The following is a 12663-nucleotide window of genomic DNA, read 5'->3' on the forward strand; positions in this document are numbered from 1 at the left end:
TCACAGGCTTATTCCTGGTCATCATCAGACAAACGACGACGCGCCAGAGAACGCAGGCCGGTCCACAGCAGAATAGCCGCCAGTATCACCACAATCACCGCCATCAGCGCCAGCAGTGCCGGATGGGTTGCCAGCGCATTCCACACACGTTCCCACCACGGCAGATGGCCGACATAGTAGGTATCGCCCACTTTCAGGCTGTTCACGCCGGAATCGCGCACGACGGTCACCGAACCAAAGACCTGCGCCCGCTGTTTGGCGTCCTGCATTGAGGTGTTGAGCATTTCAAAACCTTTCTGCCCATTCGCCATCAGCGCCACAATGCTGCGTTGATCATAATAAGGCGACTGCAAACCAACAATGGCCGCAATCGGCCCTTGCGCGCTGATCTGCGCACTGGCATCAACACGTGCATCGCTGGCTGGTGCAGTGTTATCCGGTAACGCCGTCTGGCGGATTGGCGTATTCACCGCATCACGCGCTGCATCCAGCAGCAGATTGGCTTTTTTGTCATCGCGCAGGGTGTCGTCGCGCATGTCCGCGGGCAGATTGCCGATAACCAGTAAGTCCGCGTCGGTGGCTTTCGCTTTCGCCGCGTCTTCCGTCAGGCTCACGCCGAGTGACGGATAGCCGGTCAGCGCACCGATATTGCCCATCGCGTCAAGTAACGTGGTGAGCTGAACAGGCTGCGGTTGCGGCTGAACCAGCACCAGCGTCTGGGATAAATCGGCCATGCGGCTGAACGGGAAACCGGCATTGGCAAACGCGCGCAGATCCGGCATCGCCATAAAGTGGCGGTAACCGGAGAAGTCGATAGTCGAACTGTCGTCAATCACAACATGATTGGGCACGGTGGTGTACGTTTCGCAGCGCCCTTCGATTCCGCTCGCCAGCAGCGAGGTGTAGTCAAAGTCAAAGCGCATCTGGTTGACCGCGCCGAGTTTCAGCGCCGGAATGTTCAGATCTTTGCTGCCATCCAGCAAGCCCTGTAACAGGGATAAATGCAGGATCTGTGAATCTTCGTCATGCCCGGTTTTCAGGGTTAAATCCTGCACAAACTGGTTATTCAGGCTGATGCTCAGGCGCGACGTATTTGGCAACTGCGGCGAGGTGTAGCGATATTTCAGACGCATATCGATACCGGTGCTGTTAATCAGGAACAGGTCTGGCGGCAGGTTAATGTTCATGGTGATCGGGTTTGGCTGAATGCCATCAGACTGCAACTGTTCCGCGTACTGTTTCAGCTCGCCGAAGTTCATCGGACGATCTGTGCGCACCCAGTTCGGCGCATCATAAGGCTGCCGCGCCTGAATCTGGTCAACTTTATCCACGCCGACAGTTTCACCCCGGAACAGAATATTGCCCTGCGCAATGCCTTTCACCGCCGTGAGCAGGTCATTGTCATCACGCCCCAAAATCAGCAGCATTTTGACGTAAGGATTGTCCGCACGGCTGATCATTTGCACGACCGGCCCTTTCACCGGTGGCATGTCTTTCAGGAAATCAGGTCGTTTATCGTTGGTCGCGAACACCACAGCATGGCTGTCCGGTAACTGGTTATACAGCGCCGGGAAAGACTGCCCGCGCCACTGCGCTTTGGTCCCGAACCACGATGCCAGAATAGCAGCCGCCTGTTGCTGGCTGGCATCCGGAGACGCCGCAAACACCATCGGCAAATCCAGCGGACGGCTGTCGCGGGCATCAAAGAACGGCACCGGGAAATGCGCCAGGTCGTCGCTGAGTGGCAGTTTCTGGTATTGCAGGCTGAGCGAACTGCCCTTGCCAATTTCCAGCCACAGCGTGGTGTTGGCCGGGTTTTCACAGACGTTCTGATAATGCCCGATAAACTCCAGCCGGATGCGGTTGAAGTCGGTGATGTAGCGCGGATCGATGGCCATCTGTAAGTGATTTTTCTTGCCCAACTGGTCTTTATCAATCACTTCAACGCCCATCAGTTGGTCGTTGAGATACACCTTAAGGTGCGATTGCACCGGAATTAATGAAGGCGACGGCGTGAATTCCAGATTCAGGGTGGACTGCGTGACCACTTCGTCACTGCGCACACCAAATTCAATTTGTCCGTTTGGCTGAATACCGCGCAAGGTAATCGCCCCCGGCGTGGGCGCGACATCGGCGAACGGCAGCGTCACGTTGCGTACCGGCGCCCCCGGAATAATCATCGGATTTACCGCCGGTGCGACCATTGGCAATATCACCTGCGGTGCCGGTTGATTTTGCGCGGCATCAGGGGCCGTGCCCGCGCGCGCCGGAGCCTGTTCACTGAAGGCCGGAGCCGCTGAACCCAAAGCCAATGTCATCAATGCGGATGCCATTAAAGTTGTCAAACGAAGTCTTTTCATTGTTTTGTCATCATCAGGTTGGATTCATCAGGCTGAACGGTCAGCGACGGATTGCGTGGCGCAAAGGACAGCAACCAACAGCCAAACGCCTGTGTTCTGGAGGCCAGCGGGCGATATTGTTTCGGGGCAATGTCCAGCATCCGCAGATAACCGCGGATCCCCAGCCCCAGCACTTCGCGCAGGCTTTCCATCGGTTTGTCTTCCGGGAAAGCGTCTTCACGCAAGACCCAGCTGTCAGCACGGGCAAAAGTACATTGAATGAAATCGATATGCTGTTGTGTGGTTAAAGGCAGAAGCTGCATGCCGATACTTTTGCCAAAGACGCGGCTGATTTGCATCGGGAAAGTATATTCCTGCTGACCACGGTGAAGCAGTAACGTGACGTTGTCACCTGCCTGAAACTGGCTGGCACTCTCGGTTTCCAGCCCGACACCGTTGTCGGAGTAGTCCTGCACGGTACACACATAGATGTGTCCGTCCGGGCGCATCAATGACGCTGGCATTTTGGCCTCAACCCGATGAGCCTGACGCACCTGTTTGGATTCAAATGCTACCGCGATTGCCCCGCCCAAAATGATCATGTTGTAAATCACCCACGCCATGCTCACCAGCACGGTCAGAATTTCGTCGGGCCGGCCATAGATCACGCGGTAAATACCGAAGAACAGACCGGCCAGATTGAGCAGCATCAGAATCTGATACGGGCGGCTGATTTTCCAGTCAACATACGCGTGTTTGTTCAGGCCACCTTTTGCCGTGACGTTAAAGGTACCGGCATGAGGATTAAACAGCGCGACGGTCGTCGGCCTGGCGATATACCACGCCAGCACGGTTTCATAGATTTCATTCCAGAAGGAATGGCGATATTTGCCCTGCACCCTTGAGTTGGTCAGGCTGGCGTGGATCATATGCGGCAGCACGTACAGCGCGATCGCCAGCGCAGGGGCATAAATGATGTACGCGTGCAGCAACAGGAACGCCAGCGGCGCGGTCAGAAATATGAGGCGTGGAATACCGGCCAGAAAGTGCATCATGGCGTTGGCATAACACAACCGTTGTGCCAGTTTCAGCCCTTTGCCAAACAGCGGGTTATCCAGACGGAAAATTTGCACCATACCACGCGCCCAGCGGATGCGCTGGCTGACGTGCGCCGACAGGCTTTCTGTTGCCAGTCCGGCTGCCTGCGGAATGCGGATATACGCCGAACTGTAACCGTGACGGTGCATACGCAGCGAGGTGTGAGCATCTTCCGTGACGGTTTCGACCGCAATACCCCCGATTTCATCAAGCACGTCACGGCGTAAAACCGCGCACGAGCCGCAGAAGAAACTGGCATCCCACAGGTCATTTCCGTCCTGCACCAGCCCGTAGAACAGCTCGCCTTCATTCGGCGTGCGCCGCATACGGCCAAGGTTGCGTTCGAAAGGATCCGGCGAGAAGAAATGATGCGGCGTCTGCAACATGCTGAGTTTTTTATCTTTAAAGAACCAGCCGACGGTCAGTTGCAGGAAAGAACGCGTCGGCACATGGTCGCAGTCAAAAATCGCCACCAGCTCACTTTTGGCATATTTCAGCGCATGGTTGATGTTCCCCGCTTTCGCATGTTCATGTGTTTCACGGGCAATGTACTGAATACCAATTTTGTGCGCAAAATCGGCAAACTCCTGGCGGTTGCCGTCATCCAGCAGATAAATAGTGAGTTTCTCACGCGGCCAGTCCAGCCCGAGTGCGGCGTACAGTGTCGGTTTCACCACGCTCAGGTCTTCGTTATAGGTCGGGATCATCAGATCAACCGTCGGCCACATCGACACATCCGCAGGCATCGGTACCGGTTTACGGTTTAACGGCCATATCGTCTGGATATACCCGAGCACCAGCACCGTCCAGGAATAGGTTTCCGCGCCCAACAGCAGCAAACCGCAAATCAGGCTGAGCGGGTCTTCCCAGTTTAACGTCGAGGTATAACGCCACCATAAATAGCGGCAGGAAATGGTTAGCGAGAGAACAATCATCATCAGCGCAGGGAAACGCCCCGGTATCCGCCGGATAATCATCGCGATGCTCCAAAGGAGCACCACAAAAACAAACTGGGCGATATACCCGAAAGGCTGCGAAATACAGAACATCGCCAGCGTAATCGCCACCAGGCTGGTCAGTATGATCAGCACACGTTTCCCAAGGCGATTCATTTTACCAATGCGCCGTGTGACACGAATTTCCAGTGGGTTCAGTTTTACCTGGTTTGGCAGCGATTCCAGCCACAGAATCACCTTCTCACGCAGACGCTGCGGCCAGCGGGCATAAACCACGCGTTCGCGCAGACCATCAGAAGGAATAATCACCAGCAACCACAGGCTCTGAACCAGATAACGCAGGGGATCGGCCAGACGCGGTTTGGACGGCGACAACTGCGGATACCAGCGGCTGCGCTGCGCTTGCAGGTTTCGCCAGGAAGGCGATTCAAAACGAAGGAATAGCCAACACAAAGCAACGCAAAAAACCCGGATTCCCGACGCCAGCCGTGATGCTCGGTTAGCGCGATACAACCGGTAGCGGTCTTGTATTTCAGACACCACCGGTGGCACCAGAAACAGGCTGAGCAGGCGGTTCATTTTATCGGGCCCCGCGCAAATTCAGCAGGAACCAGTTTGCCAGTGTGTTAATTTCACGGCTGATTTTACTGTTGGATTTCCACTCGCCCACCGGCTGTTTGGCCGCCAGTGATTCCGCCATCGCTTCATCGCGATGTAAAATTACCGGGACCATAGTGGGCAAGGTTTCCTGCCATAGTAACAAAATGTCTTGCTGTAACTGGCTGGAGGGTACGAACTGATTCACCAGATAACGGCCATTGGCCGGTAAAGCACGCTGATGAAGACGGATGTGAGATTGTGTGTCGGTGTGGAGTAAGACGACTGTGCTGTCGGCGATAGCCTGAGCGGGCAGCGGATCGGCGGCGGGAGAATCAATCAGGATCCAGTCATAGACGCCGCTGTTTTTAAGCTGCGTAATCGCTTTCGGCCAGTCAAACTCAGGCGAACCGGCACTTTCAGTCCCCACAAAACCGTAAGGTAAAAAGTCCAGATGCGCGTGATAGCGCATGGCGGATTTCTGCCAGGGCTCACCGGCGTTAACAGCAGAACACCAGCCACGCGTTTGTGTGAAAGGCATTCCGAAGTGCAGACGCAACAAATTTTCCGGTGAGAAGTCTATCACCAGAACCTTTTCATTGAGTTGCGCAAGCCCCCAGGCCAGCGCGGCGGTGACTGACGTTGTACCCGTTCCACCACGAAAGCCCTGTAACGCAATGACAGCCATGTTATTTCTTCTCCGCACCGTGTTTATCGTATTGCGCCAGCTCAGCCAGTAATGGCCAGCGGGACATTAGTTGCGGAATTTTTTCTTTACGGGCGACATCCACGTAATTTAATTCAGACAAAGAAAAAAGGTGACTCAGCGCATAAAAATCGTCATCTTTTGTGGGTTCGGATTCTTCTGAGTCTACAATATCGGGTCCCACTTTTTCCCCTCCCTGCTTCAATCAAAACGCCGACCCTTCGGCACGAGCAAAATAGCGCCGAAATCTGGCATTTTTGTTTCAAACATTATTGTGAAGAATTATGATTATTTAATGTAGCAATGATAGAATTTATTATACTCACATTTATCAGTGTGTCCCAAGCAGACTTTTTATCAAACCCGAATACAAGCAGATTAACTATATGGCACTCTCCTTTTCATTGGGCATGAAGCAATACTGGAATGGATTAGCCCAAATGCAGGCCCGGGGGCTTTACTGGGTCAACGCTGACAAACTGGAAGCCGCTTATCATCTGTGCGGGCAGGCTCTTGAGGCTCAGCAGGGCGAAAATCCTGTCACGGTATTGTTCCCGCAGCACAATTTAATTTGCGCTGACGGAGAAAATCGACTAACCGATGATGACATACTCCTCTCTCATTTGAAGCAGCACCCCAGGCAAACTTTTTATTACCGGTTAGCCAGCGGGAAGAAGGCGTTTCTTGGGTTGCCCGCCGATATTAATCGGTTGCCTCGTCACGCTACGTCTTTAATGATTCTATTACTTCCTGCTACCACCTGGCAGATGCTCAATGATAAACAATTCGCCCGCTGGGTGAGTGAAATGAGCGCAAGCGTAAATAATAAAGACGCTACGCTCCTTATTATCTGCTACGGCGCAGGTATTAATGCGGTTAAAACTCAGCTGCATTTATATCATCGCAATATATACGGCCTTGCCGATTTAAAAACCGATGTTGATCCTAATCAGTGGGGCATTTCCTGGTGGCACGACCCACTGGGTGCCGAAGCCAATACGCTCTATCCGCTGGTTCAGCGCCAGACAGGCTGGGAAATTCAGAAGAACGCACCGGCATCTGTGGCCGAACAGGTGGGTGACGACCAGTGGATGTTGCTGGCCGAACGCGCCGTGCTGGAAGGCGCACCGGCGCTGTCAGAGCGCTGGTTCCTGTTTGACAATAATGAAGATCTGGCAGAAAGAGCCTCACACGCCCGTTCAGCGACGGTCATTTTTGCCCTGAGCGGTAATGACGCGGTTGAAGTGATGGCGCGCCAGATCCACCGTTTGCGTATGCAGCGCGGTACGGGTTTGAAAATTGTCGTGCGTGAAATGAACGCCTCGCTGCGCTACGTGGATCAGCGTTTGCTGCAAGCCTGTGGCGCAAATCTGGTGGTCCCACAGGCTGCGCGGCTCTCTAATTTCCTGACGCTGCTCGACGATCTGCAAAATCTTACATTCTCCCGCCATGTGCAGGACGATATTGAAACACTGCTCGACAGCCGTTTGCCGACGCACCATAAAGGCTATCTGCCGCTGTCGGTTTTTTGCAGCGTCATGAACGATATCTGGGCCCATGCTTCGCTCGCCACCGAGTCGCGCGGTTTGCTGATTTCACTGCGCCCTGCCGCCGGGATCAGCCCGCAGCAGGCGATGTCGCTGTGTTCCCTGCGCCGCGACGGCGATATTCTTACCGTGACCGAACGGCATCTCTATCTGTTCCTGTCGAACTGTCAGGTCAGCGATGTCGAAAACGTGCTGGCCTTTCTGTTTACTCTGCCAGTGAAAGACGTTTTCACCAGCCAGACATTCTGGAGTCAGGAGCTGGATATTCAGTCGGAAGTCAGGCGTCTGGCCGCTAAGCCGCCGATGGCAAAAGCCGTGACCGGCCCTGAAGCCTATGTTCCACAAAAAGCAGAACCGCTGAAACGCGCGCAGGTCCATGCCCCTGTGCCGGTGACGCTCGCGTTGAACGACGCGCCGGTTCAGCAGCAGCCGGAGTAACCGAAATGGACATCCTGGACATTATTGAGATTTTTTTTCTGGCCGCCGTGATTTTCATCCCGCTGGGATACGCCCTGCGCAGCCGCCTTCCCGGCTGGAAAACCCGTCTGGCCACACGTTTTCTTTCACCACGTTATTTAACCCCGATGACAGTCAGCACGATTAATAAGAACCGCAAACGTTCCGACGCGCTGACTGAGGCTTCTGCGGTTACTGGGAAATCCAAAACTCCACTATGAACGAACCGAATTCATCTTCACCGCGTTTGCGGATCTGGCAATCCTGGCGCGGACTTGGCGCCTGGAACTACTATTTTTTACTTAAATTCGTCCTGCTTTCACAGGGGTATCTGAATTTTGACGCGCTGAGTAATCTGGTATTTGCCGCCGCGTTACTCTTCCCGTTGCCTTCACTGCGTCTGCACCGCTGGCGTCAGTGGCTCGCCCTGCCGTTTGGTCTGGCGCTGCTGTATCACGACACCTGGCTGCCGGGCTGGCGCTCGATTGTAAATCAGGGTGCCGACGTCGCCGGATTCAGCATGAGTTATCTGATCGAACTGGCTGACCGTTTCATTAACTGGCAGTGGATTGCCGTCGGTTTTGCGTTGCTGGTGGGCTACCTGTTTGTCTCCCAGTGGGTGCGTCTGACCACGTTCACCGTGCTTGCGCTGCTGTGGGTGAATTTTAGCGGCATGATTACGCCAATTTTCGTGCATTCGCCGGCGACCACGGTGGCACAGAATACCGCCGCCGCGTCTGCTTCCCCTTCTGCGCAACCTGCGGCTGACAACACGGTCAACGGCCCGCCGACCAACGCCAATCTGAGTGCTTATCTGGAGCAGTTCTACCAGAATGAAAGCCGCAAGGCGACGAAGTTCCCGGACGCACTGCCTGCCGATGCCCAGCCTTTCGACCTGCTGGTGATCAACATCTGTTCGCTGGCCTGGTCAGATCTGGACGCGGTAAATCTTGCCAGTTCACCGCTGTGGTCGCGTTTCGATTTCGTGTTCAGCAATTTCAACTCGGCGACCGCTTACAGCGGCCCGGCGTCGATTCGCCTCTTGCGCGCAAGCTGCGGCCAGACATCGCACCACAATCTGTATCAGCCTGCCGGCCAGCAATGTTATTTGTTTGACGATCTGGCGCGTCTGGGCTTCACCAACCAGCTGGCGATGGATCACACGGGCGTTTTCGGCAATTACATCGGCAATCTCCGTGACGATGCGGACATGAAAGCCCCGCTGATGTCGCAGGCCGGTCTGGGTTATGAACTGACGTCATTCGACGGTTCACCGATTTTCAATGACGGACAGTTGTTCTCCCGCTGGCTGGAAAATCAGGAAAAAGCCGGGACCGCGCGTACCGCCACCTTCTTCAACCTGATTGCGCTGCACGATGGCAACCGTTACGTGGGCAGCAACAAGGGCGCGGACTATCATAACCGTGCCCAGACTCTGCTAAATCAACTCAATACGTTTATGGATCAGCTGGATAAGTCAGGCCGTAAAGTCATGCTGGTCGTGGTACCTGAACACGGAGCGGCGCTGGTGGGCGATAAGATGCAGATTTCTGGTTTGCGCGATATCCCAAGCCCTGGCATTACGCACATCCCCGTCGGCGTGAAGTTCTTCGGTATGCAGGCACAGCACGCTTCCGCGCCGATGAAAATCGACGGCCCGAGCAGTTACCTGGCGATTTCCGAAATGGTTTCCCGCGCAGTAGATGGCAAAGTCTTCACCAGCCCGACCATGGACTGGAAAACTTTCGCGTCTAACCTGCCGCAAACACCCCGGGTTTCAGAAAATGAAAACGCCGTGGTGATGGAATATCAGGGGAAAATTTACATCCGGTTAAATGGCGGAGGATGGGTGCCGTACCCGAGTTGAGGGGAAGCCAGACCGGGTTTCAGGGCGGTTTTTCACTTACAGTAAAGCGCTAATGGCAAGGCGAGGTTGTAAATTAAAAAGCCATTGGCCGCTTTCAAAAATCGCGCCGTATGGAGAAGTGGATAATCCCTTAAGAGATCTAAATCGAAATCATTACTATTCCGGTTTAATATTCGCTACTCTATCCGCATGATTTATAGAACCGAATCTCTTTCATAACGTCATGATGCAAACTTTTCTCGACAGTTTCCGCGATACGCCTGTGAGCTGGGTGGCCGATACGTTTAAGCCGCTGACGCCGCTGGTCACCAACGCGGTGCCGATGTCACAACTGACCACCGCCGAAGGCTGTGGACGCGTGCTGCAACGCTATCTGGATGCCAATGCCGCTGACGCCGCGCAGTGCGACAAACGCCGTGCGCGCATTTCAATGTGGTCACAATGGTATTTCGCCACCCTGCTGCCAGCCTGGGTGATTGTGTCATTGCGCCACGGCTGGCAGTTGCCGATCGCTGCTGAGAATGTCTACCTGGGTATGCAGGAAGAAGGCTTACCGGCGCAGATTTATCTGGATGGAGAAGGCGAAGCGCTGATTTCACAAGAACCCATGGCGCGGTTTGACGTGATGATCGAGCAGCAGTTACGCCCGATTTGCGAAGCACTGGCGGAATTCTCCGGCCTGAAACCGGGCATTTACTGGAGCAATGCGGCCATCCGCGTCGGCTGGGGTGTGAAACAGGCCGAACTGGTTGATGCTGATATTTCTGACGGCATGACGCTGATGGAGTCACGGGAGCTGCGCTACGGCGGCAAAAATCCTTTATTTCAGCCGATGCGCGCGGAAAACCCTGCAGACCCCGACAGCCCGCAATACCGTAAACAGTGCTGCCTGCGCTACGATCTGGAAGACCACGCGATGTGCCCTTCCTGCCCGTTATTGCTAGCAGAGCGTAAATCCGGCAAAAGACGTAAAACCGTCGCGGAGTAATTCGCTGATCCGCCAGCCACTTACCAAACGGTAATAAGTTAAGCGTAAAAAATGATTGGATCTTAGTCTCATATAATTATAAGAATTGGGTTATAAGCAAAATCATTCGAGTTGCAGGAAGGCGGCAAACGGACGAATCCCGATGAGCTTACTTGAGTAAGTGATTCGGGTAAGTGAGAGTAGCCAACGCATCTGCGGCTTGAAGGATAAAGGTTATATAGACCAACGAGGCATTCATCATGACAATGAAAACACCTAAGAGCTGGCCATCTGCTCTTAACTCGCTGGCCTCAGAGGTAATTGATACTCTGGCGCAACCCGTTAACCGCGTATGGAACACGTTAACCGGCAATCAGCAGCCGCTCAGAGCAAGGATTGTTCATCGTTATGCCATTCCGTCCACCCGCACTATCAGCGTAACGGAAGGATTCTTCGGGTTTATTCCGGTGGAATCTTATGAAAACGAACGTTTTATTCTGGAAGTCGCTTACGCCGACAAACAGTATCAGGTAGAAGTCCCGCGGGCTTATTACCAAAAAAGTAATATCGGTGACGGCATCGATATTCACACGCTGTAACGCCCTCTTTTAAAAACAGGCTGCCCCCTAACCAGGGCAGCTTTTTTTATGGCCTGAACCGCCCCTTTCCGCCGATAAATCTGCCTTACCCCACAGATCTCGCTTTTATTTTGTTCAATCAATGAAAATTATTGACATAATAATCACCAGAATTTAGAAAATTATTTACATCTTATTCCTGCCGTTTCATTCCATTTATGAGGTTACTGATGACCCGCACCGGACAGCTTTCCCCTGCCACTGCCAGCCAGTCACGCCGCGCGTTAGTCGCCGGTTCGGTGGGCAACTTTATCGAATGGTACGAATTTGGCGTTTACGGCTATCTGGCCACTTTGATCGCCGGAAACTTTTTCACGCTCGAAGGCCAGAGCGGCATGACCGGTTTGCTTCTGACGTACGCGTCGTTTGCGCTGGCCTTTTTCTGCCGCCCGATTGGCGCGATTATTTTTGGCCGCATTGGCGACCGTATTGGCCGTAAACCTACGCTGATTGCCGTGGTGTTACTGATGACGCTCGCCACCGCCATTATCGGTATCCTGCCAACTTACGCGCAGATTGGCGTCGCCGCGCCGTTGTTACTGACGCTGATGCGCATGTTCCAGGGCTTATTTGCGGGGGGTGAATTCGGCGGTGCGGTGTCGCTGATGACGGAATTTGCACCGAAAGGCAAACGCGGGTTTTACGGCGCATGGCAGTCGTTTACCGTGTCACTCGGCCTGCTGACCGGCGTGGCGCTGGTGGCGGTTCTGGTGCAGTGGCTCCCGGAAGCCGAAATGAAAGCCTGGGGCTGGCGCATTCCGTTCCTGCTCGCCCTGCCGATGGGGCTGGTGGCGCTTTATCTGCGTCTGAAACTCGACGAAACGCCGACCTTTATTGCCAGCCAGAAACCTGAAAAGAACGCGCCGCGCACAGCGGAAGAAAAAGCCTCAACGCTGGTGACCGCCAAAGCCATCGCGCTGGGGATTGGCCGTATGATGGGCTGGTCGGCAGGCGGTTATACATTCCTGGTGGTGATGCCGTCTTATCTGCAAACTTCGCTGCACGCCACGTTCTTACAGGCGCTGGTGGCGACCGTGCTGGCGAACGTCGGTTTTGCGATTGCGATCCTGCCGTCGGGCTGGCTGAGTGACAAAATCGGCCGCAAAAAAGTGATGATGATGGCGGTGCTGGCGGTGATTATTCTCAGCTTCCCGCTGCTGCATCTGCTGCAAAACCCGGAAAGCAGCCTGCTGGCAAAAGGCGTCGCCGTGCTGATTGCCGGTGCGACCATCGGCATGATTGCAGGCCCCGGCCCGGCGATGCTGGCGGAAATGTTCCCGACCCGTGTGCGCTATACCGGTCTCGGCCTGTCCTATTCGCTGTCAAACGCCGTGTTCTCCGGCTGTGCCGGGCTGATTATCACCGGCCTGATTAAAGAAACCGGCAATCTGGATATTCCGGCGTATTACGTGGTGGCAACCTGCGTGGTCAGCCTGTTTGCGCTGATGACGCTGCGCAAAGATGACCATCTTCGCGAACTGGAAAAATAACT

At 54.3% G+C, this 12663-nt stretch carries 10 protein-coding genes; 6 read left to right on the forward strand and 4 right to left on the reverse strand.

Annotated features, from left to right (window positions below; genetic code table 11):
* Positions 1 to 8 precede the first annotated feature (8 nt).
* From bcsB to bcsR, 4 genes are read right to left on the reverse strand one after another with little or no spacing between them, the layout of a single operon-like run.
* Positions 9 to 2360 (reverse strand): cellulose biosynthesis cyclic di-GMP-binding regulatory protein BcsB, encoded by a 2352-nt coding sequence (gene bcsB / locus ACM5QY_RS16730; protein WP_416121856.1) that lies wholly within the window; start codon positions 2358 to 2360, stop codon positions 9 to 11.
* Positions 2357 to 4972 (reverse strand): UDP-forming cellulose synthase catalytic subunit, encoded by a 2616-nt coding sequence (gene bcsA / locus ACM5QY_RS16735; RefSeq protein ID WP_416121857.1) that lies wholly within the window; start codon positions 4970 to 4972, stop codon positions 2357 to 2359. Before bcsA ends, bcsB begins: the two co-directional genes overlap by 4 nt.
* Before the next feature lies 1 nt (position 4973).
* Positions 4974 to 5678: a cellulose biosynthesis protein BcsQ gene (gene bcsQ, locus ACM5QY_RS16740; RefSeq protein WP_416121858.1), complete on the reverse strand. Its 705-nt coding sequence runs from the start codon at positions 5676 to 5678 to the stop codon at positions 4974 to 4976.
* A 1-nt stretch (position 5679) separates the two neighbouring features.
* Positions 5680 to 5880: a cellulose biosynthesis protein BcsR gene (bcsR, locus tag ACM5QY_RS16745; RefSeq protein WP_416121859.1), complete on the reverse strand. Its 201-nt coding sequence runs from the start codon at positions 5878 to 5880 to the stop codon at positions 5680 to 5682.
* 202 nt (positions 5881 to 6082) lie between these two features.
* Between bcsR and bcsE the strand changes: the two genes are divergently transcribed.
* The 6 genes from bcsE to ACM5QY_RS16775 all read left to right on the forward strand — a co-directional run bounded on the left by bcsE (position 6083) and on the right by ACM5QY_RS16775 (position 12661).
* Complete coding sequence (gene bcsE, locus ACM5QY_RS16750) at positions 6083 to 7681, forward strand: cellulose biosynthesis protein BcsE (protein WP_416121860.1); 1599 nt, start codon at positions 6083 to 6085, stop codon at positions 7679 to 7681.
* Between the two features lie 5 nt (positions 7682 to 7686).
* Positions 7687 to 7920, forward strand: coding sequence for a cellulose biosynthesis protein BcsF (gene bcsF / locus ACM5QY_RS16755; RefSeq protein WP_416121861.1), 234 nt, complete (start codon positions 7687 to 7689; stop codon positions 7918 to 7920).
* The gene (gene bcsG / locus ACM5QY_RS16760) at positions 7917 to 9566 is read left to right on the forward strand and encodes a cellulose biosynthesis protein BcsG (RefSeq protein WP_416121862.1); all 1650 of its coding nucleotides are present in this window, start codon (positions 7917 to 7919) and stop codon (positions 9564 to 9566) included. The genes bcsF and bcsG overlap by 4 nt, the downstream gene beginning before the upstream one ends.
* Before the next feature lie 223 nt (positions 9567 to 9789).
* On the forward strand, positions 9790 to 10554 hold the full coding sequence (gene fhuF / locus ACM5QY_RS16765; protein WP_416121863.1) for a siderophore-iron reductase FhuF: 765 nt from the start codon (positions 9790 to 9792) through the stop codon (positions 10552 to 10554).
* 239 nt (positions 10555 to 10793) lie between these two features.
* Positions 10794 to 11132 (forward strand): hypothetical protein, encoded by a 339-nt coding sequence (locus ACM5QY_RS16770; RefSeq protein ID WP_416121864.1) that lies wholly within the window; start codon positions 10794 to 10796, stop codon positions 11130 to 11132.
* A 209-nt stretch (positions 11133 to 11341) separates the two neighbouring features.
* Positions 11342 to 12661, forward strand: coding sequence for an MFS transporter (locus ACM5QY_RS16775; RefSeq protein ID WP_416121865.1), 1320 nt, complete (start codon positions 11342 to 11344; stop codon positions 12659 to 12661).
* Positions 12662 to 12663: the final 2 nt, after the last annotated feature.

Origin of the sequence: Rahnella sp. PCH160 (assembly GCF_047784855.1) — a bacterium.
Taxonomy (GTDB): Bacteria; Pseudomonadota; Gammaproteobacteria; order Enterobacterales; family Enterobacteriaceae; genus Rahnella.